At 59.0% G+C, this 20,991-nt stretch carries 21 protein-coding genes and 1 tRNA gene; 9 read left to right on the top strand and 13 right to left on the bottom strand.

Translation table 11 applies throughout. The features are described 5' to 3' along the window. Nucleotides 1-14: 14 nt before the first annotated feature. From prfC to A11A3_RS09460, 3 genes are all read left to right on the top strand, one after another. Nucleotides 15-1,595, top strand: a complete 1,581-nt coding sequence (prfC, locus tag A11A3_RS09470; RefSeq protein ID WP_008929072.1) for a peptide chain release factor 3 — start codon at nt 15-17, stop codon at nt 1,593-1,595. An 87-nt stretch (nt 1,596-1,682) separates the two neighbouring features. Continuing rightward, nucleotides 1,683-2,081, top strand: coding sequence for an MmcQ/YjbR family DNA-binding protein (locus tag A11A3_RS09465; RefSeq protein ID WP_008929071.1), 399 nt, complete (start codon nt 1,683-1,685; stop codon nt 2,079-2,081). 2 nt (nt 2,082-2,083) lie between these two features. Continuing rightward, nucleotides 2,084-2,395 (top strand): hypothetical protein, encoded by a 312-nt coding sequence (locus A11A3_RS09460; RefSeq protein WP_008929070.1) that lies wholly within the window; start codon nt 2,084-2,086, stop codon nt 2,393-2,395. Between the two features lie 6 nt (nt 2,396-2,401). Here A11A3_RS09460 and A11A3_RS09455 read toward each other — a convergent pair whose 3' ends face one another. Together A11A3_RS09455 and A11A3_RS09450 are read right to left on the bottom strand one after the other, a co-directional pair. Further along, the gene (locus tag A11A3_RS09455; protein WP_008929069.1) at nt 2,402-2,818 is read right to left on the bottom strand and encodes a VOC family protein; all 417 of its coding nucleotides are present in this window, start codon (nt 2,816-2,818) and stop codon (nt 2,402-2,404) included. Between the two features lies 1 nt (nt 2,819). After that, nucleotides 2,820-4,244: a phospholipase D family protein gene (locus tag A11A3_RS09450; RefSeq protein ID WP_008929068.1), complete on the bottom strand. Its 1,425-nt coding sequence runs from the start codon at nt 4,242-4,244 to the stop codon at nt 2,820-2,822. A 268-nt stretch (nt 4,245-4,512) separates the two neighbouring features. Between A11A3_RS09450 and A11A3_RS09445 the strand changes: the two genes are divergently transcribed. Next, a complete protein-coding gene (locus A11A3_RS09445) occupies nt 4,513-7,149 on the top strand; it encodes a DUF6351 family protein (protein ID WP_008929067.1) in 2,637 nt (878 codons plus the stop codon). Here the strand turns inward: A11A3_RS09445 and A11A3_RS09440 are convergent. Then, nucleotides 7,146-8,954, bottom strand: a complete 1,809-nt coding sequence (locus A11A3_RS09440) for a beta-ketoacyl synthase (RefSeq protein ID WP_040296989.1) — start codon at nt 8,952-8,954, stop codon at nt 7,146-7,148. The genes A11A3_RS09445 and A11A3_RS09440 overlap by 4 nt on opposite strands. Nucleotides 8,955-9,175: 221 nt before the next feature. Beyond that, nucleotides 9,176-10,357 (bottom strand): acetyl-CoA C-acyltransferase, encoded by a 1,182-nt coding sequence (locus A11A3_RS09435; RefSeq protein WP_008929065.1) that lies wholly within the window; start codon nt 10,355-10,357, stop codon nt 9,176-9,178. 337 nt (nt 10,358-10,694) lie between these two features. Here A11A3_RS09435 and A11A3_RS09430 point away from each other — a divergent pair, with 337 nt between their 5' ends. The 5 genes from A11A3_RS09430 to A11A3_RS09410 all read left to right on the top strand — a co-directional run bounded on the left by A11A3_RS09430 (nt 10,695) and on the right by A11A3_RS09410 (nt 13,755). Next, entirely contained in the window at nt 10,695-11,282 is a 588-nt protein-coding gene (locus A11A3_RS09430) for a superoxide dismutase (RefSeq protein WP_008929064.1), read from the top strand. 168 nt (nt 11,283-11,450) lie between these two features. Further along, complete coding sequence (locus A11A3_RS09425) at nt 11,451-12,014, top strand: hypothetical protein (protein ID WP_008929063.1); 564 nt, start codon at nt 11,451-11,453, stop codon at nt 12,012-12,014. Between the two features lie 42 nt (nt 12,015-12,056). Then, nucleotides 12,057-12,914, top strand: a complete 858-nt coding sequence (locus A11A3_RS09420; protein WP_008929062.1) for a hypothetical protein — start codon at nt 12,057-12,059, stop codon at nt 12,912-12,914. Between the two features lie 45 nt (nt 12,915-12,959). After that, nucleotides 12,960-13,625: a hypothetical protein gene (locus tag A11A3_RS09415; RefSeq protein ID WP_008929061.1), complete on the top strand. Its 666-nt coding sequence runs from the start codon at nt 12,960-12,962 to the stop codon at nt 13,623-13,625. Nucleotides 13,626-13,670: 45 nt separating this feature from the next. Continuing rightward, nucleotides 13,671-13,755: transfer RNA gene (locus tag A11A3_RS09410), tRNA-Leu, on the top strand. 40 nt (nt 13,756-13,795) lie between these two features. Here A11A3_RS09410 and A11A3_RS09405 read toward each other — a convergent pair. The 9 genes from A11A3_RS09405 to A11A3_RS17725 form a co-directional block, all read right to left on the bottom strand. Beyond that, entirely contained in the window at nt 13,796-14,806 is a 1,011-nt protein-coding gene (locus tag A11A3_RS09405; RefSeq protein ID WP_008929060.1) for a phage integrase, read from the bottom strand. Beyond that, nucleotides 14,803-16,044: a phage replication initiation factor gene (locus A11A3_RS09400; protein ID WP_008929059.1), complete on the bottom strand. Its 1,242-nt coding sequence runs from the start codon at nt 16,042-16,044 to the stop codon at nt 14,803-14,805. The genes A11A3_RS09405 and A11A3_RS09400 overlap by 4 nt, the downstream gene beginning before the upstream one ends. Nucleotides 16,045-16,110: 66 nt before the next feature. Then, the gene (locus A11A3_RS17435; RefSeq protein WP_083851727.1) at nt 16,111-17,160 is read right to left on the bottom strand and encodes a zonular occludens toxin domain-containing protein; all 1,050 of its coding nucleotides are present in this window, start codon (nt 17,158-17,160) and stop codon (nt 16,111-16,113) included. Next, nucleotides 17,160-17,486 (bottom strand): DUF2523 family protein, encoded by a 327-nt coding sequence (locus tag A11A3_RS09395; protein WP_008929057.1) that lies wholly within the window; start codon nt 17,484-17,486, stop codon nt 17,160-17,162. The genes A11A3_RS17435 and A11A3_RS09395 overlap by 1 nt, the downstream gene beginning before the upstream one ends. After that, nucleotides 17,486-19,009, bottom strand: coding sequence for a virulence factor TspB C-terminal domain-related protein (locus tag A11A3_RS17730; RefSeq protein WP_157375555.1), 1,524 nt, complete (start codon nt 19,007-19,009; stop codon nt 17,486-17,488). The genes A11A3_RS09395 and A11A3_RS17730 overlap by 1 nt, the downstream gene beginning before the upstream one ends. Before the next feature lie 66 nt (nt 19,010-19,075). Further along, on the bottom strand, nt 19,076-19,210 hold the full coding sequence (locus tag A11A3_RS18050) for a major capsid protein (RefSeq protein WP_237738848.1): 135 nt from the start codon (nt 19,208-19,210) through the stop codon (nt 19,076-19,078). Nucleotides 19,211-19,559: 349 nt separating this feature from the next. Then, nucleotides 19,560-19,868, bottom strand: coding sequence for a hypothetical protein (locus A11A3_RS09380; protein WP_008929054.1), 309 nt, complete (start codon nt 19,866-19,868; stop codon nt 19,560-19,562). Nucleotides 19,869-19,890: 22 nt separating this feature from the next. Further along, a complete protein-coding gene (locus A11A3_RS09375) occupies nt 19,891-20,151 on the bottom strand; it encodes a hypothetical protein (RefSeq protein ID WP_157375552.1) in 261 nt (86 codons plus the stop codon). Between the two features lie 424 nt (nt 20,152-20,575). Then, nucleotides 20,576-20,818: a hypothetical protein gene (locus tag A11A3_RS17725; protein ID WP_008929052.1), complete on the bottom strand. Its 243-nt coding sequence runs from the start codon at nt 20,816-20,818 to the stop codon at nt 20,576-20,578. Nucleotides 20,819-20,991 lie beyond the last annotated feature (173 nt).

Here is a 20,991-nt window from a genome sequence, read left to right as displayed (position 1 = left end):
ACGTTGGAAGCCCCATGAGCCTGCACGACGAGGTGGCCAAGCGCCGCACTTTTGCGATTATTTCGCACCCGGACGCCGGTAAAACCACCATTACCGAGAAATTGCTGCTGTACGGCAACCTGATCCAGAGCGCCGGTACCGTCAAGGGCAAGAAGTCCGGCAAGCATGCCACCTCCGACTGGATGGAAATGGAGAAGGAGCGGGGCATTTCCGTGACCACCTCGGTGATGCAGTTTCCCTACCGGGATGCCACCGTCAACCTGCTGGATACCCCCGGCCACGCGGACTTCTCCGAGGATACCTATCGCACCCTGACGGCGGTGGATTCGGCCTTGATGGTGATTGATGCGGCCAAGGGCGTGGAGGAGCGGACCGTCAAGCTGATGGAAGTCTGCCGTCTGCGTGATACCCCCATCCTCACCTTCATCAACAAGTTGGACCGGGATGTACGCGATGGCATTGAAGTGCTTGATGAAATCGAGGACGTATTGAAAATCGAATGCGCTCCCATCACCTGGCCCATCGGCATGGGCAAGAGCTTCAAGGGGGTCTACAACCTGCTGCGTGATACCACCGTGCTGTACAAGACCGGTCAGGGGCACACCGTCCAGGAAGTCCGCGAGGTCAAGGGGCTGGATAACCCGGAACTGGATGACGCCGTGGGCGCGGATTATGCCGAGGAACTGCGCGACACCCTGGAACTGGTGCGCGGCGCCAGCCACGAGTTTGATCTGGAGCGCTTCCTGGCCGGCAAGCTGACGCCGGTGTTTTTCGGTACCGCCCTGGGCAATTTCGGCGTCGATCACATGCTTGATGGCCTGGTGGAGTGGGCACCGCCACCCCAGCCCCGCGATGCCACGGCACGGACGGTGGAGGCCAGCGAGCCGAAGATGACCGGCTTCGTGTTCAAGATCCAGGCCAACATGGACCCCCGTCACCGGGACCGCATTGCCTTCATGCGCATCTGTTCCGGTAAATACCAGAAAGGCATCAAGCTCAAACAGGTGCGTACCGGCAAGGACGTGCGTATTCCCGATGCCCTGACCTTCCTGGCCGGCGAGCGAGACAATGTGGATGAAGCCTTCTCCGGTGACATCATTGGCCTGCACAACCATGGCACCATTCAGATCGGTGACACCTTTACCGAGGGCGAAGAGCTGGCCTTTACCGGCATTCCGCACTTTGCGCCGGAGCTGTTCCAGCGGGTGGTGCTCAACGACCCGCTCAAGAGCAAGCAGCTGCACAAGGGGCTGACCCAACTGGCGGAAGAGGGCGCCACCCAGGTGTTCTTCCCGCTGCGCAACAACGACGTGATTCTCGGTGCCGTGGGGACCCTGCAGTTCGATGTGGTCGCGGCGCGCCTGAAAGGCGAGTACGGTGTGGATTGCCGTTACGAACCGGTGTCCGTTGCCACTGCCCGCTGGGTGGAAGCGGACAGCGAGCGGGAGTTGGCGGCTTTCGAGCGCAAGGCCCATGATAATCTGGCCCGTGATGGTGCCGGTCACCTGACTTACCTGGCACCGACCCGGGTCAACCTGCAGCTGGCCCAGGAGCGTCACCCGGATATCCTGTTCCGCGAGACCCGGGAGATCTGAGGCCTGAGCATCGTTGTGGCCGCGTGCTGGCAAGCGAATGAACGGGGTCGCGTGCCAGTCGTTGCCATGCAACACCAAGGAGCCTGCATGGATGTTGAGGCGGTTCGCGACTACCTGCTGGGCAAACCCGAGGCCATGGAGGACTATCCCTTTGGCCCCGATGCGGCGGTGATGAAAGTGCATGGCAAGATGTTTGCCCTGCTGATGACGCGCCAGGGACAGCCTGGTTTGAATCTCAAGTGTGACCCGGACCAGGCCCAGGCCCTGCGGGATATCTTCGCGGCGGTGCAGCCCGGCTATCACATGAACAAGAAGCACTGGAATACCGTGCTGCTGGATGGTTCCATTCCCGACGGGGAAATACAGCGCATGATCGATCATTCCTATGCTCTGGTGGTGGGTGGCCTGCCCCGGAAAATCCGTGAGGGGATGCAAGTACGTCACGGGCGGGCGGCGCTCTACGGCAAGCAAACAGAGGACGAGTAACCATGTCGGCAGTGATCATCGGCGCATTGATTGTCATCTGGCTGGGGCTGGCCATGGGCGCGGCCCTGTTGCGCTGGCTGGGCGTGCAGCTGCATTACCCGGCGCGGCTGGTCGCGCCATTGTTGCTGGCGCTGGTGGAGACTGTGCTGTTCCTGTTGTTTGTGCCTCAGTCCGAGCTGTTGCCGGAAGGTTATCGCTGGCCCGTGGCCGGGGTCCTGGTGGCCATGGCCTGGCTGGTCAATGGCACGGTCAGCGCTCTGGACTGGTATCGCCAGCACCCGCCCGCCGAGGGGCCGGCGCCCTCCGATGGCTGATAGCGGTCAGCCGGGCATTGACGGGTTCCAGGCAATCTCCCAGAGATGGCCATCCGGGTCGCGAAAGTAGCCGGCGTAACCGCCCCAGAACGTATCGTGGGCGGCTTTGACGATCTCGGCCCCGGCATTTCGTGCCTGCTCCATGACCGTATCCACGTCTTTTCTTTGTCGCACATTGTGGCCGATATGCAGGTCGGTGGTGGCCGGGGCGCTGAGTGGCAGGCCGCTGTGGTGGGCCATGCTCTGGCGGGGCCACAGCGCCAGGTTGACGCCCTGTTGCAGGGGGATGAACACCACGGCGCCATGCTCGAATTCCTCGCCGACAATGCCGTCCGTTTTCAGCCCCAGCCCGTCGCGGTAAAAGTGTAAAGCGCGTGCCAGGTCATCCACTCCCAGGGTGATAACGGTAATGCGTGGTTCCATATCAGAAACTGCTCCAGCCGGTGAATTCCATGGCCCGGTAGAGCCAGTATTTAAGCACGGATTCATCCGCATACTCGTCATAGGGCACGCTGTGGTATTCGCCGTGGCGATTGTGCCAGCGTCGGTCAAAGGCCGTGCCGGCCTGTTCCATCACCGCCGTTTCCGGGCTGGCCACCACCCGCACGCTGCTTTCCAGATTCAGGTTGTCCAGATTGCGGCGGGTGTAGTTGGCCGAGCCCAGTATCAGTTCCGCCTGGCTGTCACTGCGTCGCAGCAGCATCTTGGTGTGGCATTGCTCGCCGTGGGTGTTGCACCAGCGCACCGGGATGCCGGCCCGGTGCAATTCCCAGGCCACCTGGCGATTGGGGATGCCGTTTTTCTGCCGCCCGAAGGCGTCCTTGTTAGGGTCCAGCAATACCCGCAGGGTCACGCCGCGCTGACGGGCGGCCAGCAGGGCCTCCACCAGCGGCCGGTGGGACAGGTAGAACACCGACACATCCAGCGCTTCGTTCGGCCCGGCTTCATCGATGGCATTGATCAGGGCGTCACGGATGGCGGCTTCGGTCAGCACCTGAATCTGTTCCGGGGTCTGCATGTCCGTCTCGGCCTGCGTGGCAGGCATGGCCGGCAGCGTGGCCCCGGAAAATCGCGCCACCGCCAGTTCCGTATGCAGCACATCCAGCGCCGCCGGGCCGCTGAAGCGCAGGCCGATATTGCTGTGCGCGCTGCTGCCGTCGTGGGCGTTGGCGGAGGTCACCAGGGCGGTCCATTGATCACCCTCATCCACCACCAGGGTCTTGCGGTGATTGGCCTTGAAGTTGGGCAGTGTCAGGTAGCTGCGCAGGGTGACCCGACCCGGCCCCAGCGGGTTGGGCAACCAGCCCTTGTAGGGGCTGTTGCCCAGCCACTGACAGCATAGCCGCCACAGCCCCGACCAGCTGGGGTTGGAATCGCGCAGGGCGGGCAGGCGTGTCATCACCACGGTAATGCCGGCCTGGCGTAGTAGTTCAAGCTGCGGGTCGATCAGACCGCCGTAGAGGGTATTGATGGGATCGGTGATCACCACCATGGGCAGTGCCGGGTTGTCCCGGCGTTTGGCCAGCAGGGTATCGGTGAGCTGCTGGGATAGACGGCGCAGGGTTTCCGGTGGTGTGCCCTGGAAATCGTTGTAGAGAAACATGTCGACCACCACCAGCTGTTGGGCCTGGCGAATCAGCCGGAAGTATTCATCGAAGATCTGCTGGCGGCTGTGACGTTGTTCGTGGCTGTCGACCCAGGTGTCGTCCACCAGCAGTGACAGGTCGCTGGCCGGTTGCAGCTTGCCGCGAAAATCCAGCCCGTCGGGCAGGGGCTTGTAACGGTGCCAGAGGCCCATGGTCGCCACCAGGGTGACCAGTAACAGAAATCCGGTTTTCCAGGGTCGCATGCTTCTTCCTTGATGGCGGAGGACGACACCTTAGCAATTCCCTGCATGCCGTCACAGGGCAGACACAATGGCGGTCATAATGGGACATTCGTGCTACATCCTGCAACGCTGGCCATGGTCGGTAACGTGCCCACTACCGGGTGGCAACAGCCCCCGCCGTTATCGTGGCCAACAATCTGTAATGCAAAACACCCAATAACAATCCGGTGGCGTCGTGAGGGCGCCACCCGCATTGCGGACCGGCCAGTTGGCCGTCAGGAGCATAATAATGAAATACCGCCTTGCCTTTGTATTGTGCTGTGCCCTTTCCCTGCTGGCTGCCTGCGGGGGCGGAGGAGGGGGTGGTTCCTCACCCGCTGCCAGCACACCTGACACCCGAAATCCGGATACCCAGGATCCGCCGCCGGTGGTGGCCGGTGACGGGGAGATCCGTATGTTATCCAACCGGGCGGACCTGATCAGTGACGGGGATGCGCTGGTGGAAGTGCTGGCGCAGGACCCGGCCCAGCTGCAGGGCGCCCGGGCACAGGTGGGCGAGACGGATGTGACCGCCATGCTGACGGCCACGGACAGCGGCACCCTCAAGGGGCTGATCAGCGGTCTGGCCCTGGGCGAAAACACCCTGACCGTGACGTTGGCGGACCAGTCGGTGCTGACGCGCACAATCATCAACCACCCCAATGGCGGTCCGGTGTTCTCCGGCCCGCAAATCCAGCCCTGGCATTGCACCAATGAGCAGGCGGTGGACGCCCAGTGCAACCAGCCGGCCCATTACAGCTTCAAGTATGTGCCGGCGGACAAGCTGCAATCGCTGATCAGCAATTTCGACCCGCAGAACCCGGGGCTGCCCGGCGCCTTCCAGCCCTATGACCCGGCCAACCCGCCGGCGGCGGACAGCATTGCCACGGTGACCACCGACCAGGGCGTCACCGTGCCCTTTATCGTGCGGGTGGAAACCGGGGTTCAGAACCGGGATCGCTATCAGATCATGACGCTTTTCCAGCCCGATGCGCCGTGGACCGCCCTGCACCCGCAGGCCCAGTGGAATCACAAGTTGCTGATCCACCATGGCGGTAACGTAGGGGTCAGTTATGGCATGGGCAACCCGCCCAATGGCGACCTGGCCGGCACCGCGCCGGACGGTGCAGAGTTCCTGCTCGGCGACAGCATCAGTGTGGCCTTGGGCCGTGGCTTCATGACCCTGTCCACCGCCCAGGGTAATCTGGGCCACAACGAAAACCTGGTGACCGCGGCGGAATCGTTGATGATGGCCAAGGAGCGCATCATCGAGCAGTACGGTGAGCTACGCTACACCATCGGCACCGGCTGCTCCGGTGGCTCGATTACTCAGCAGCACGTGGCCAATGCCTACCCGGGCATCTACCAGGGCCTGATTGTGCAATGCTCCTACCCGGATGTCTGGACCACCGCCACCCAGTTCGCCGATTACCACTTGCTCAGCCACTACTTCGGTAACCGTATTCCCGAGAGCCCGGAGGACATGGTGGATGTGTTTAAATCCGTGTTCAGCTCCGGCGTGGTGCCGCTGGTACAGTGGCCGGCGTTTTATGGGCACCTGCCGCTCAATCCGATCGTTTCCGACGTGGCCTTTTTCCCGGCGGCCTACCCGGACCAGGCCGATTGCCCGGGGCTGGAAGAGGGCGTGCCGGTCTACGATGCCGACAACCAGCCCGACGGGCTGCGCTGCGGCCTGCTGGATTACATGGCAAGCCAGTTCGGCCCCCGTGACCCGGCGGTGTGGTCCGCCAATGAGCAGTTGCTGTCGCGCAGCTTTACCGGCATTCCGCTGGACAACGCCGGTGTGCAGTATGGCCTGGGTGCTTTGCAGGCCGGTGTGATCACCGGCGACCAGTTCCTGGCGGTGAATCGTAATATCGGTGGCCTCAGTGTGGATATCGACTTCCAGCCGGAGCGCACCGTGGCGGACCCGCAGGCGCTCAGCAATGCCTACCGTACCGGTGCCATCAATACCGCCGAGCACATGGCCAACGTGCCGATCATCGACCTGCGCGGCCTGGATCCGGGCATTGCCCACGATGCCTACCACTCCTGGCAGATGCGGGCCCGCCTGCAGAAGGCCCAGGGTTATTTCGACAATCAGGTGATCTGGTACGGCGCCATTCCGCTGGCCGGGGATACCACCTTTGCCACCCAGGCGCTGCTGGTCATGGACCGCTGGCTGAGCAATGTGGAAGCCGATACCAGCAGTGCCTCCGTGGCGCAAAAGGTGGTGGCCGACAAGCCGGTGCAGGCCCGGGATCGCTGCCTGTCCGTTGCGTCTCTGCTGGATGAGGGCATCGTGCCGTTCACCGGCAACATTCTCTACCCGAAGCCGGTGGTGCCCGGGTTGGACCCGACCCTGCTGCCCTCGCCGCCGCCGGAAGCTGGGGTGGTGGTGGATGCGCTTACCGGCCAGGTGTGCGGCCTGGATATCAGTGAATTGCCGGTGGCTTCGTCCTTGCCGGTGGTGGGTGACCTGCTTGGTACAGTCGGCGATTTGCTGTCACCGATCACCGATAACCTGGTGGATCTGCAGCATCTGGTGGTACAGACCCGTTTCGGTACGCCGCGCACGGTGGCCGGTGACAGCATCGACACCCTGACCAACAAGTGCCAGCTGAAAGCCGTGGACCCGGCGGATTACCCGGTGAACCCGCTTACCGGCATCATTGATTCGCAGGCCTTTGCCGACAAGGTCGCCGAGATCTTCCCCAATGGTGTTTGTGATTACAGCAAGCCGCCGGTGGGGCAGGTGCCCACCCGCACCTGGTTGCAATACGGCACTGCCGAGCAGGTGATCATCGGTGGCGAACCGCTCACCGGTGAAGCGGCCGGCAATTCCCGGCAGGGCTGGGCATCACCGGCCTTTGATACCGGGCTTTAGTCGGCAAGCTGGAACTCGCGCAGGCCGGTGTCGTCGTCCAGAGCGATGGGCACGCCACCGGCCAGCACGATCTGCCGGTCATTCATCTGCACCTGCTCATCGGCGATCACCCCCTCGTTAAAGCGGTACACCGGGGCCGGTGTGTCATGGAGGCAATGCTGGTGGAAGCGCTGCTGGCCTAGGCGGGTCTGTTCGCGCCGCTGCTGCCATTGCTGCATGGCTCGCTGCCCGTGGCGTTGGCCGAGCATGCTCTCGGTGGCGTCGGGGCCCAGCACCACGGCGGTGGCGTTGTTGCCACCGAAGCCCTTGGAATTGATCAGGCTGGCCTGCATGTCGTCACGCTGACGGTGTTGCAGGCACAGGTCCAGACGCTGGCGATGCACATCTTCGGCGATGTGATCAATGGTGGTAATGCCGGGTAGCCAGCCCTGGGCGAAGCTGCCCAGGGCGGCGGCCAGCTGGTCACCGCCGGCACTGCCCAGTGAATGCCCCAGGTAGGCCTTGATGGCCACCACCGGCCAATGGGCAATCCCGAAGGCCTCGGCGGTGCTGTCCAGCACCCGCGATTCGGTGACCCGGTTCTGCGGGGTGCCGGTGCCATGGGCGTGGATAAAACTGTGTTCGCGCAGGCCTCGCTCGCCAATCAGTTGGCGGGTGAGGGCGGCGGCCTTGCCCAGGGTCAGGTAGTTGCCGACTCCGGGGGCGGAGATGGATTTCTTGGCGCCATCCGCATGGATGAAGACATCCGGCACCGCGCCGAGGATGTCAGCCCCCAGTTCCAGGGCCAGGGCGTCGTCCATGAGGATGGCGAACTGGGCGGATTCCGCCATGGTAAAACCGCAATTGGCCGAGAACGGCCGGCAGGCCCGTCGCAGGTCCGCCTCAGGGGCATGGTCCAGAGCCGCCAGGGCCTGGTCCTCGGCCAGCGCGCCCATGGCCCGGTAACCTTCCATGACTTCGGGCACCAGCGGCGCTTCGCTGGTGCCCACCACCGCCAGGCGTACCTTGCCGCTGCGAATGGCCTGCACGCCCTTTTCCAGGTTGTAGAGAAAGGTGGCGCAGGCACCCAGCATGCCGCCGGTGGTGCCCACCGAGTGCAGCGCATAGGCATTGAGAAAGTCCGCGGTCATTTCTCCCAGTCCCAGCGGCACCTGCTTGGAGGTAATGCGGCTGCCCTGCAGGGGCGCCTGCAGGACGCCGCCCAGGCCGTTTTCGTCCAGCTGGGACATGGCGTTGCTGGCATAGACCGCCACCTGGTCCGCGGGCACCGCGGCGGCTACCTGTTGCCAGTCCAGCCCCAGCATGCCCAGCGCATCACTGATGCCGAAGATGGCCATCTGCAGGGCACGGGGGTGGTGGCGTGAGGCATACAGGCTGCCCGGATCGAACCCGTCCGGCAGCTGGCCGGCGGCACTGACGCGGCGCGGGCTGGCATGAGGCACGCGCAGTGCGCTGCCCGCCGGCAGGGTCACGCGACTGCGGCGCTTGTCCAGGGCGCTGACCTGCCAGCCAGTCGGCAGTGGGTCCGGCAGGTCCATGTTGCGCATTTCCAGTGTCAGCGGGCCGGCGCTGGTGCCGGCCAGGGCGCCCTGTAACTGATGGTGATCCGGCAGGCTCCGGACCAAGGTGGCGTGCAGCTGCTGGTCCGGGGTGCCGCCGCTGAGGCGGGCGAGGGAGGCCAGGGTCTGTTGCTGACGCTGACCGTCCAGCACATCAAAAATCAGGCGCTGAAAGCCGAAATGCAGGGCGCTGCGACCGGCCGCATTGATGCCGCCCATGGCGGTGATCACGGGTAATGCTGTCATGGTGCTCCCGGGTGTTTCCCCACCCCAAAGTGTGACTGATCGGTCAGGGTACAGCTGAAATCCGGTTTTGCGTATAAGCCGCAGGGCGAATTGTGCCGGGAAAATGCAACAGAGTTTTAACAGGCTGTCGAGAAACCGCCGGATAGGGCGCATCGCCTTGATGGCGATGCAAAAAACGGGGCCCTTGGGCCCCGTTCGGTGTACTGCGGGTTGCAGACGGCTTACAGCAGCTCGATGGCCACCGCCGTGGCTTCACCGCCACCGATGCACAGGCTGGCCACACCGCGCTTGCCGCCGGTGCGCTTGAGCGCGTGGATCAGGGTCAGGATGATGCGTGAGCCGGTGGAGCCCACCGGATGGCCCAGGGCACAGGCGCCGCCGTGGATGTTCACTTTCTCGTGGGGAATGCCCAGGTCGATCATCGGCATCATGGCGACCATGGCGAAGGCTTCGTTGATCTCGAACAGATCCACGTCGTCCACGCTCCAGCCAACCTTTTTCATCACCGCTTCGGTGGCACCGATGGGCGCCAGGGTGAACTCGCTCGGGTGCATGCTGTTGGTGGAATGGGCCAGGATGCGTGCCAGAGGTTTGAGGCCGCGCTCGCTGGCCACGGATTCGCGTGCCAGTACCAGGGCCGAGGCACCATCGGAGATGGAGCTGGCATTGGCTGCGGTGACGGTACCGTCCTTGGCAAAGGCCGGGCGCAGGGTGGGGATCTTGTCGATATTGGCGTTGCCCGGCTGCTCGTCGGTATCGACCACGGTCTCGCCCTTGCGGGTCTTCACGGTCACCGGGACGATCTCGTCCTTGAACCAGCCATTGTCGATGGCGGCCTGGGCGCGCTTGAGCGACTCGATGGCGTAGTTGTCCATGTCCTCGCGGGAGATGCTGCGCTTGTCGGCCACTTCCTGGGCGAAGGAGCCCATCAGGCGGCTGGTTTCGGCGTCTTCCAGGCCGTCCAGGAACATGTGATCGTAAACCTGACCATGGCCCATGCGCATGCCGCCGCGGGCCTTGTCCAGAATGTAGGGGGCATTGGTCATGGACTCCATGCCACCGGAGACGACGATGTCGTTGGTGCCGGCCTTGATGGAATCAAAGGCAAACATGGTGGCCTTCATGCCGGAGCCACACAGCTTGTTGATGGTGGTGGCGCCCACATAGTCGGGCAGGCCGGCCTTGCGCATGGCCTGGCGGGCCGGGCCCTGCTTGAGGCCCGCGGGCAGCACACAGCCCATGATCACTTCCTGCACATCCTCGGCCTTCAGGCCGGCACGGGCCACGGCTTCACGGATGGAGGCCGCGCCCAGTTCCGGTGCGGTCACCGGGGCCAGGGCCCCCTGGAAGCCGCCCATGGCGGTGCGGGCACCATTTACAATGACAATTGCATCATCAGACATGTTTTTCTCCTGCCAAACCAGTGCATTGAGGAACCGGATGCGCGCAACGCCAACCGTGTTCCAAGGCTCAGTAAGTAAAATTTGCCGCGCATTGTACTTGAAAGCGTTTTAATACGCCCCATGTGTCAGGGACCTGCCGGTCACAGGTCCGCCATCGACATAGCCTTTCGCTATGGCAGCCAGAGGCATTGGCTTCATTGAACAGGGCAGCGGTGGAGATTGACGCCGGTAGCTTGTTATTATCGTTCGGCCGCTGGCGATCATAGGATGCGCCGGCGGGGAATTCTCTCCCGTTGCATTGAGGCAGCGGGGCAACATGATGTCAGGGGACAACGTTATGGCTTTTGAACTTCCGCCGCTTCCGTTTGAGAAAAACGCTCTCGAGCCGCACATTTCTGCCGAGACGCTGGAGTACCACCACGGCAAGCACCACAACGCTTACGTGACCAAGCTCAACGACATGGTTGCCGGCACCGACAACGAAGGCAAATCCCTGGAAGAGATCATCAAGACTGCCGAAGGCGGCCTGTTCAACCAGGCAGCCCAGGTATGGAACCACACCTTCTACTGGAACAGCCTGAGCCCCAACGGTGGCGGTGAGCCCACCGGCGAGCTGGCCGACGCCATCAACAAGGCATTTGGTTCCTTCGAGGAATTCAAATCCCAGTTCAACGCCAAGGGCGCTGGCAACTTCGGTTCCGGCTGGACCTGGCTGGTCAAGAACAGCGATGGCAGCGTGGAAATCGTCAACACCGACGACGCCGACACCCCGATCGCCCACGACAACGGCCAGACCCCGCTATTCACCGTGGATGTATGGGAGCACGCTTACTACGTGGATTATCGCAATGCCCGTCCCAAGTATCTGGAATCCATCTGGAACCTGATCAACTGGGACTTCGCGGCCAAGAACTTTGCCGCCTGATCCTGCGTGATCTGCCGTTAAGGCACGGAAAAGGCCGCCTCGAGCGGCCTTTTTTGTGTCTCGCTGGCGGCCCGGGGGGAAGTTTGATAGCGTCGCTGCACAACCGGGGACCTCTACGCCACGGCTGTGGTCCAATCCCCGACGATGATGACAATAACAGGTAGTTTTATGCGTAATATCGGTATTCTTGCCCTGTTGCTGGGCACGTTGTGCAGCCCCGTACTGGCCGCGCAGGCCCCGGCCAAGGGTGACCAGGCCGGCCAACAGGCGGAAAAATCTCCCCAGCAGCAGGCCATGGATCAGCTGGCCCAGGCGGGTATCCGTGAGTCACTCAAGGCCATTCACGAGTCCGGTGGTCTCTACCCTTTCGGTCTGATCCAGACCGGCGACAAGGTGCAAGCCATCGGCTATTCCGGCAAGAAGAAAGATGCCCCGCCGGAAGAGCAATGGGCCGAGCACCTGTTCGTCAAGCTGCGTGATATTGGCAAGGCCCAGCCGGAGGTGGACATGATGGCCATGTTCCGCCTGCACAAGATCGATAACAAGGATGGCAGCAAGACCCTGGGCGTCTGGGCCGAAGTGGACCATCGCGACGTGCGGCCCTGGGTGATCTTTCTGCCCCTGGTCAAGAACGATGATGGCAAGTACGAACTGGGTAAAATGGTTTACTACGCCACCGAGCAAGGCCTCTTTGAGGAACATGCCCAGGAAGGTCAGGCGTCAGATAAGTAAGCGTTGCAGTAACCGTATGCCCCTTTGAGTCAGGATCGATTGATGACACGAGATCGTGAAGTAAACCTGGGTGATCTGGACGAGGTCGCCGTGGATGACAAACCTCTCAAGCGCCCGGCCAGCCAGGCGCCTTCAACAGCCAGGCCCGCCGGTGGCGGCAAGGCTACTGGCAAGACGCCGGCAGCCAAAACACCCCGGGGCGGTTCCGGTGGCGGCTGGATTGTAGCCACCTTGCTGCTGGCGGCGCTGGTGGTGGCCATGGGAATCTGGTTCAACCAGCAGATGGGGGAGATGCGTGCCCAGCTGGACAACCGCATGAGCGAGTCCAGTCAGAAGCTGGGTAACCTGGCGTCGCAATTGTCTGCCACGGATGAAAATCTCAATCAGTCTTCCGACAAGCTGCTTGATACCGTCAAACAGCACGGCAGCGCACTGGACAAGAACCGCGATGAGATCCGCAAGCTCTGGGATGTGAGTAACAAGCGCAACAAGGACCTGATCGAGGAAAACAGCAAAAAGCTGGGCAGCATGACCAGTAGCCTGGCAGCGGTGAAAAAGAGCCAGGCCAGCGTCGATAGCCGCGTAAAGGGTATTGACGAGCAGGTGGCGGGGCTCAAGACCCAGGTGCAAAGCGCGGTGGATGCCATCAACAAGAGCAGCAGCCAGTGGCAGTCGCAGATCAGCCAGATGCAGACGCAGATCGATGTGCTGGCCGAAAACGTCAAGCAGCTGGAGCGCCAGAACCAGTCGGTGAAAAACAGCGTGGCCAAACTGGAAAGCGCGCAGAAGAACTACGCCAGCCTGGGCAGCCGGGTGGATGACGTGGAAGCCGCGGTGGCGGCATTTGACGCCTACCGCCTGCAGGTCAACAATCGTCTGGACAAGCTGGAGCAGCGCTAAGCTTCAGCCAGTACAACAATAACAATCCAACAAGCAGGGATCGCCATGGCCAGGTTGCCCGAGAACAAGCAGCGCCGGCTGGAAGGGCTCAATCAGGACGTGCTGGCAGTTGCCGCGTCCGAGCCAGTGCCGTTACTCACACCACTGACGCAACCGCCGCATGGCGGGCAAGGTGGCCCGCGCGGGCAGCGCGCCAGCAAGGGGCCCCTGTGGGCGGCCTGGCTGCTGGCAGTGCTGGCCCTGGTGTTCGCCATTCTGGCCTGGCAGCACAGCCGTCAGCTGGCCCAGCAGGTGGCCTCCCTGCGTGGCGAGCAAAAGCAGTTACAGGAGGCCCTGGCGGATCTGCGCACGCCCGCCGCAGTGGTGCCGGCCAGCAATTCTGATGACACTCTTTCCGATAGTAGTGCCCTGCGGGCGGATATCCGTCAGTTGGGCACCCGGCTGCGCACCCTGAGCGTGGAGCAGACCCGGCTGGGCCGGCAGCAGCAGGATGCCAGCGCCCTGACCGGACGCCTGGACAACCTGGACAGCAGCCTCAAGGCACTGCGCGTTCAGGTGGATCGCGTGGCGAAACAGGCCGCCGCGGCTCCGCCGGCGTCGACCACGCCGGCCCCTGCCACGTCCTCCCGGGAGCTGACGAGCCTGCAAGCCAGAGTCGACAAACTCGATAAGGATATGCAGGCGCTGTATCGCATTTTGCAGGGTGGCTGACAGCACTGGTTTTTAGCCGGGCGGCTGCTACAATAGCCGCCCTGCGCGCCAGTGGTGGAATTGGTAGACACGCCAGATTTAGGTTCTGGTGCCGAGAGGTGTGGGGGTTCAACTCCCTCCTGGCGCACCATTAACTAATTGATTTAGTTAATGTTTTACGCATCATTGTTTTAATCAGTCGAAAAAATGTCGGCAAGGACATTTCCCGTCAAAGGGCCCAGGCCTATAGCTTCCCTGAGATGATCCGGCGCTAAATGTGCATAGCGCATGGTCATTGTCACAGTCGCGTGACCCAGTATCTTTTGCAGCGTAAGGATATTTCCGCCATTCATCATGAAGTGGCTTGCAAACGTATGCCGTAAGACATGGGTAGACTGCCCCCTGGGCAACTTAATGCCCGAACGCTTAAGCGCCTTGTCAAACGCAGGTTCACAACGCGTGAACAGACCGTATGCGTTGAAGTGGCGATGTATGCGAGCCGACAACTCCTTGCTAATGGGGACCGACCGGGCGCGCTTAGACTTTGTATTGACGAAAGTGACTTGACCACTCTTTACACGATCTGGTGTGAGTGAGCGGGCCTCCCCCCACCGACAGCCGGTAGACAGGCAAATTATCGCAACCAACTCAGCGTGAGGTAGCTCACACGTGTTGCGAATGGACTTGAACAGCTGGGGTATCTGCTCGGTAGTTAGGTAGGAAAGCTCACGCTCTTGCAGCTTGAGCATCCGGACAGAAGACAATGGATTGGGATAGGTAATCTCGCCAAGGCGGGCCAGTTCGTTATACATGGCACGAAGATAACCAAGCTGATTGTTCAATGTCTTACCAGCAGAACCAGCGCTAAGGGCGTTTGACCTGAACTCAGTATAGACCTGGCCACTTAGTCTCGCAGCAACGGGATTACCCAGGCGTGAGCAGACACCCAGCATTGATTGCTTTCGGCGAAGGCCATCGCTAAGTGTTTGACCATGCAGCAAAAACCAACGGTTAATCAGATCCTCGAGGTGGCGTTTATCCTTTGCCGATTGATTCCACTCTGGATTTTTGAGGTATTTGACTCGCATTAGCGACTCAAAGCGCTTGGCTTCAGCCTTTGTTGCCAGGGTCTTGCGATGGCGCTGACCCTTCACTGGTTCGATATCGACATGCCAGCGGCCATCAGGTAGCGGCTTGATCATACAGCCCTACCATAACGGATGTAGCGTTCCTCAAGCAGGTCCCGGAAATGCTGCTTGAACTCCCACGTCTTCATACCCTTGTCTCGATAATGCTCGATGAGAAGGTCGAAAAAAGGAAGCCGCTCAAGTGCCTTGTAAGCTTGCGCTGAACTCATTCGGTGGCGAGCTGCACACGATATGTAATTGCCCAGGAGTAACTCAACGTTCTTTCCTGAAAACCCCGAAGCACTCTTGTAGTAGCGCTTGTATTCGACAGGTTCATTATCATCAGACAGCAGCTGATTGCCCAGAAGAGTCCAGACAGGATGATACACACCCGGGCGGTGCAGGTACTTGAAGGCGTGTAAGCCGTATTGCCAAAGGCCGTCGAGGTGGGCGTGAAGGCCAAAGTAGTCAGTAGACGCAATGACTTCACCCGTTTCCTGATTAATCGAGCCATCAGCAAACTGCTGGACCACAGAGTGATGGAAACGAAGCTCGACACGGGTGACAGGCTGATCATAGTCATAGCGGCCAGAATCTGCCCATACAGAGCGCCAGAAGTCGAGTTTGTCGCGGCACTTAGCTTCAAGTGACTTGTTGTAAACAGACAGCTGGACAGCACTGACCGAGCCGAAAGTAAATGTTTCACCGCGGCCATAGACAGCTGAGGTGGTATCAAAGTCTACACTGTCGATGCCGCTATACGACTGTGAGCGGCGTGATCGACAATGTACGTGGCCTTCGAAATCACGTGGAGGAGCCCAACCCTGCAAGTCGACAGCGATATGAACCGCTGATTGTGCGGGTTCAGCACTCAGCAATACAGCGTCAGCAAAGCGATTCATCAACTGCTGGAGGCCATACGGCGACTCAGAGCGGATGCAGTGTGGTGAAACCTCGACCTTGAGGTGATGCGCAATAGCATCATTAGAGGCATGAAATGACTTTATCAGGAGAATCAGACCGAGGTCGGCATTCTGCAACTTGAACTGATAGCCGGAATCACGCCCGACACGGCCAGCGTGCCAACGCTCACCGGCAAAGTCGACCAGGCCGGGCTCTGCAAAAAGAGCCAGAAGCTCAGGCCGCAATCGGCCACGATACAGCTGTCGAACCGTATCAACGCCAAAATGAACAACGTTAACATCCGAAAGATTGAAAACATCAGCCGTACCGGAATCGATGAAGATGCGACCGAAAGGGCTTTCGGTCATATCTTCATCAAAGGACAAGCAATGAGTCGGTGCCTTAGCCATAACGAGCCTCTATGTGGGAAAACGTGGTTTCTTATCTCTTTTTATAAGACGTGTTACAGGGACGTCTCAGCGACCAGGCTGACCATACCCGGCATCGCCAGATGGGGCGCTTCGTCCCTCAGCGCCCCCATCTTGGCGGTTGCCGGGCATTGGATAGCCAAGATCGGCATCAGCCACCATGTGATTAAATACGCCATCCTCAAGCGCCCGCTGGCACACGGGCAGCGGTAAATCACGGATCCGAGTACCCTGCTGCGTGTAGCAGGTGCAATCCGATAGGTCGGATCGGAACGACATGCAACCGTGTATAACGGGCGCAGATTTAACCGTGAGAGCCTGTTCTCTATACAATGGCGCCGAATACGGCAGAGATGACAGTTGGGGCTTGCTGATCGATGCCCAATCAACTGGGCCGTCAGGGATGCCACCACGCATCTTAGATGCAGGAGAGCCCGGCACGGCCTGTTCGACCGGATCAGCGTCACCAAGTGAAAAGTCGTGAAAGAAGAACCACCAGCTGGCACCGGATATGATTATCACCGCAGCAAACAGATAGAGAATTGGCGGAGCACTGAATTTATGAGTGTGGAGTTCCGAACTTATGTAAAGGCCAAACACCTTTTTAGGCAGACGTTTTTTTGTCACTGAGCAGCGGCGGAGGTCGGAACGATTGCTCGGTGAAATAGCACCAATGCCTGAATGATACTCTTGAATAAAGGGACCGCTAAAAGGCCTGATATAATGATAATGCTCGTTTGCAATCTTGCGAGCGTGCGAATCGAGAAGTCCAGGCTCTTGAGTGATGAAATAAATATCAACACCACGGTGGCGATGCTTTTCTAGCGCACTCAATCCAGGGGGGACCGCTTTGGATGACGGCCTAACAGGCCACAACTCCTGTGATTCATCGACAACCAAGATTGAACCGTCAGGGAGATGATCAGGCCAGTTCAAACACTGATCATCAGTGAATTCCAGCCAGCCTAGCTTAGACCTGCCTTTGTCAGTAAAGCGGATGCCGCGATAAAAGATCGGACGATCCGTGATTGACATTAAACGCTGAATGGTGGAGCTGGTCTTACAAGCACCAGGCACACCCGTTACCAAGACAAACATCAGCTGCCCCCTTCATCCCCGCTCGGATTGCCGGCCATAAACGATATGCGCTTAAACCCTGTTGCAGCGAGGGTCCAGGCAATAAGCCCTAGGTGAGCAGAAATTATCAGGCTAATAAAAACGTCGAATCCGGCCATGCCAGCGAGGTATAAAAAATCGGCAGCAGCCCCGAATTTCTCTGAAACTATCTGAACCAGTGAATTGGCCATATCCGTTATACCGATATAAGCCACCGTACCCATGCCGAGGGAAACCAGGACACGAGCAACAATGCCGGCAACCGATCCAAAGAGCCAAACGCCGACACTACGCAATAATGCAGACATTAGTCGTCACCTCCAGAGCCTGAGAATTTGCGCATCAAAATCATCGCAGAGAGAAAATAGCCGAGGGCTATAATTGCGGGGCGGATCATAGTGGCACCGTCACAGATCAGCTCGTAGCTAATCGTGAACGATCCACCGATTGCACCGGGCATCGAAAAGGTGCGATCAGCTGGGCATGAAGCATTAGAAAACTGGACTTCGTCTTCTTTGAGGTTTCCGATAAGGCCTGAAGCACTGACCTCCTTACCGGGTATTTTATTCCCATCGTTATCTGTGTCGCTGACAGAGGGGCCGTCTCTATATTCATCCGTGCCTACAATATCTTCATGCTGTAATTTGCTTTGACAACGCTGGCGAAATTGCTCGATAAAAATCCCGCATTGGACTGCATCCATATTCGATTTGCAGTCGGGATCAGTCTGTTCGTCTTTTGTGCATTTACCTTCGCCGTAGGTGCCCTGCTCAGCATCATCAGTACAGTTGGGGTCGCTGGGATCACAGTTAGATTCATCAGCATCAGGGACGCCGTTACCATCCGCGTCAGTGTCCTGGCCATCAGGAATGCCATCACCATCGCTATCGGCGTTGTTGGGGTCAGGGTCCTCGCCATCAGTCACGCCGTCACCGTCCGCATCGGGGTTAGAAGGGTTTGCATCCTCGCTGTCAGGAATGCCGTCACCATCGCTGTCCCAACAACTAGAGTCATTGCATTCATCAGGGGCGCGGCAATAGCGAACACCGTCAACAACCGTTGAATTAGGGCAGGTATCGCTATCAGGTGAACTGCAGTACTTGTGACCATCGGTAGATGAATAACAACCTTCATCATCGAGGTAATCAGCGAACGGGCGGGCACTTTCACCATCAGCATCAGAACAATAGTCACCGCTACTGGTGTAATCGGCACGACAACTACTTGTGCCATCGTTCAAAAAGACACAGACGATCTTACTAGGACTGTTAAATACACAGCTGTCAAAGCACGTAGAGCCTTGCCGGACAGGAGTTGTGATGCTTTGGTGCTCACCATCTGGGTGACCGCACTCGGGAGGAGGCTGATTTGCTACACATTCATATTCAGGTACAGAAGCGCCAGTGTTGCTGGTGCCATTTAACGGGCCGTCAATAATCGTGTAGTTATTGCCGTCATCAGGGCAACTAACAGCAGTCCAGAATTTTTTACCCGATGAATTGGTGTCGTTAAAGCAATTGCCAAAGGAAGTGGATGAAGCAAAATCATCGCATGCTTGCTGGTTATTTTCGGCGATAGTGTTGCCGTTAGACTGCTGATAATCGCACCTACCGCCAAAGGTGCCGGGGATACAATAGGAGCGAGAAACAGAGGCATCCGCTCTAATCTCCTCATCAGCATGAGCCTGGGATGCGGCAATTAGGCAGACACTGAAGAAAAGAGCAAACAGAACGCGCCGAGAAAACCAGATTAAAGAGGAAAGGCTAGACGCTCTCAGCGGATGCTGAGAAGCCAATACAATGCGGTTAACATAGAGAAAAAATAGATCCACGGTCCGAAATCCCCTTCCATCTTGTTCTCCGATAAAAAAAGGGGCCGAAGCCCCTTAGTCCAGGGCTTAACGACCGCCCATCATGCCTTTGACGATCTTGAAGATCAGAACCGCCGCAGAGACGGTAACAATCGCCAGGGCAATGGGGCCCAGATCAGTCAGGCCATCAGTGATGGCCGTATCAACACCGGTAAAGTCCATAACGTTCTCCTTTCATCCAAATAAACGGCGCGCTTGCCTTACAATGAAGACGCCCGCCCAGAGTGAACCGATAGCCAACAGCAGGCCGTTAGCATCGGCGTATGTCATCGGTGGTAGCCCAAAAGGACCACCACCGGAGACATTCTGTAGCGTGCCAGTGCAGAGCGCCGCGCCGTCTTCGGCTTGCTGCCATTCGCCGTCCTGACACGCTATTAAATTCATGATCTACCCTTTAAACCTTGGGCCTGTCCGGCCCAAACCCGGACCAGCGTGACGCTGGACCCAATCGCTCCGCGAAATAAAAACAGAAGATGGAGCCTTTGTGTTTTCATTCCGCAGAGCCAAACCCTTATTTATCCGCCGGCTTAGTGGTCTGGCTGGCGGGCTGCGCTTTTTTTGGGATGACGCCAGTGAGGAACGGCTGAGACTTGCCACCGGCAGCACGTTTCAGAATGGCAGTGAACTCGACATCATCACCGGGCTTGAGGTCACCGACCTGGTCGAATACAACCGGGTCAGCACTGAGTTTCATGACTTCACTGCCTTTGGTGGCGGCAGGATCGCTGGCAGGCTGACCGCAGAACACGGAACAGTAAGTATCACGATCTACAGTGACTTTATTTACGCCGTATACGGTCAGGTTCATTTGCAGGTCCATGGTGTTACCCTCTTGCGTTGGTTTAGCTGGTCGGTATGCCCAGCTCGGTTAAAATCTGCTTCGCATCCAGTTGGCGACGCGAGTTAGCGTGTTTTCTGCAATGTGCCCTGGCTTCACGTTCGGTCTTGGCGAAGTTAATGAAGCACCAAGGGGCATACAGTTTTATGGGCTTTTCAAAGGCGCCCCATGCGCGTTCAGAAATGAAAAGTCCCGGTGTTAACTCTCTGGTCCGGTAGCTCCCGCACTTCGTGTAGCTGAACTGGCCTTCCTTGTAGAATTCCATAACGTTCTTCCTGTGAATGGGTACAAGAGTCATCATCGGTATAAAAAACAAAAACCAACCCAGCCAAAAAAATGAGAAATACAAAAAAAATAGAAAGAGCATCATCATCCATAACCAAATCCTTAAATTCTTGTGTTCGCCCTTACGGGCCGGGCTCTACTCGTTTCACTCCCCAGTACTAAGGTACTGGCCCTTACGGGTAACGATCCCTCGAACCTGCCGCGCTCCGCTTGCCTAAGATCAAAAGAAGAAGGGCGCCGATAAATCGGCAAAGGCGCTTTTTTTGAAGAACAAAACCGCTCGCAACTCTGAATCAAGGGAGGGTTTCCCACCCCGCCAACGACGCCGGTCTGTTTGCGGACAGTAAGGCGACAAATGACCAGGGCAAGGCCAGAGCCTACGGTGCTACGCAGCCTTGCCCTGGTCATTTGCCACCTTCCTTGACGTCCGCGACCGGCGACGATGACGGGGAGGGAAAAACGGAGGGACACCCAGCATCAAGCCACGCCGTCAACACCGCGCCAGCAAGGTCATAAAGGTCTACACCACGGGCACAGGCCTCTTTTAACAACTTGAGCTTGGTTGACTTCGGGGCGACGACATAAAAGCGTTGGGGCTTATCTTCATAGTCGTCGTGCTGGTCAAGGCGTGGGGGGATGGTGGTCATGCTGCACCCCCAAAGAGGTCAAACTGGTCAGACTTAACGGAAGTGACCAAAGAGGTGAGGGATAGGGCGTATTCCTTTTGCTCGCGCCATGAGAAATAAACCGGATCACCGTCCTGGTTAAACTCAATCGCGGTAGAGCACACCGGGTTCTACCCCGTTTCCACGGACGGTTT

It is taken from the genome of Alcanivorax hongdengensis A-11-3, from assembly GCF_000300995.1.
GTDB lineage: Bacteria > Pseudomonadota > Gammaproteobacteria > Pseudomonadales > Alcanivoracaceae > Alcanivorax > Alcanivorax hongdengensis.
The sequence above is the reverse complement of the archived record's forward strand: the minus strand, read 5'-3'. Positions and strand labels throughout refer to the sequence as shown.

What these genes read in the sequence shown, in the direction of transcription:
- prfC (WP_008929072.1), top strand. Translation starts at nt 15, where the DNA reads ATGAGCCTGCACGACGAGGTGGCCAAGCGCCGCACTTTTGCGATTATT.
- A11A3_RS09465 (WP_008929071.1), top strand. Translation starts at nt 1,683, where the DNA reads ATGGATGTTGAGGCGGTTCGCGACTACCTGCTGGGCAAACCCGAGGCC.
- A11A3_RS09460 (WP_008929070.1), top strand. Translation starts at nt 2,084, where the DNA reads ATGTCGGCAGTGATCATCGGCGCATTGATTGTCATCTGGCTGGGGCTG.
- A11A3_RS09455 (WP_008929069.1), bottom strand. Translation starts at nt 2,818, where the DNA reads ATGGAACCACGCATTACCGTTATCACCCTGGGAGTGGATGACCTGGCA.
- A11A3_RS09450 (WP_008929068.1), bottom strand. Translation starts at nt 4,244, where the DNA reads ATGCGACCCTGGAAAACCGGATTTCTGTTACTGGTCACCCTGGTGGCG.
- A11A3_RS09445 (WP_008929067.1), top strand. Translation starts at nt 4,513, where the DNA reads ATGAAATACCGCCTTGCCTTTGTATTGTGCTGTGCCCTTTCCCTGCTG.
- A11A3_RS09440 (WP_040296989.1), bottom strand. Translation starts at nt 8,954, where the DNA reads ATGACAGCATTACCCGTGATCACCGCCATGGGCGGCATCAATGCGGCC.
- A11A3_RS09435 (WP_008929065.1), bottom strand. Translation starts at nt 10,357, where the DNA reads ATGTCTGATGATGCAATTGTCATTGTAAATGGTGCCCGCACCGCCATG.
- A11A3_RS09430 (WP_008929064.1), top strand. Translation starts at nt 10,695, where the DNA reads ATGGCTTTTGAACTTCCGCCGCTTCCGTTTGAGAAAAACGCTCTCGAG.
- A11A3_RS09425 (WP_008929063.1), top strand. Translation starts at nt 11,451, where the DNA reads ATGCGTAATATCGGTATTCTTGCCCTGTTGCTGGGCACGTTGTGCAGC.
- A11A3_RS09420 (WP_008929062.1), top strand. Translation starts at nt 12,057, where the DNA reads ATGACACGAGATCGTGAAGTAAACCTGGGTGATCTGGACGAGGTCGCC.
- A11A3_RS09415 (WP_008929061.1), top strand. Translation starts at nt 12,960, where the DNA reads ATGGCCAGGTTGCCCGAGAACAAGCAGCGCCGGCTGGAAGGGCTCAAT.
- A11A3_RS09405 (WP_008929060.1), bottom strand. Translation starts at nt 14,806, where the DNA reads ATGATCAAGCCGCTACCTGATGGCCGCTGGCATGTCGATATCGAACCA.
- A11A3_RS09400 (WP_008929059.1), bottom strand. Translation starts at nt 16,044, where the DNA reads ATGGCTAAGGCACCGACTCATTGCTTGTCCTTTGATGAAGATATGACC.
- A11A3_RS17435 (WP_083851727.1), bottom strand. Translation starts at nt 17,160, where the DNA reads ATGTTTGTCTTGGTAACGGGTGTGCCTGGTGCTTGTAAGACCAGCTCC.
- A11A3_RS09395 (WP_008929057.1), bottom strand. Translation starts at nt 17,486, where the DNA reads ATGTCTGCATTATTGCGTAGTGTCGGCGTTTGGCTCTTTGGATCGGTT.
- A11A3_RS18050 (WP_237738848.1), bottom strand. Translation starts at nt 19,210, where the DNA reads ATGGACTTTACCGGTGTTGATACGGCCATCACTGATGGCCTGACTGAT.
- A11A3_RS09380 (WP_008929054.1), bottom strand. Translation starts at nt 19,868, where the DNA reads ATGGACCTGCAAATGAACCTGACCGTATACGGCGTAAATAAAGTCACT.
- A11A3_RS09375 (WP_157375552.1), bottom strand. Translation starts at nt 20,151, where the DNA reads ATGGAATTCTACAAGGAAGGCCAGTTCAGCTACACGAAGTGCGGGAGC.
- A11A3_RS17725 (WP_008929052.1), bottom strand. Translation starts at nt 20,818, where the DNA reads ATGACCACCATCCCCCCACGCCTTGACCAGCACGACGACTATGAAGAT.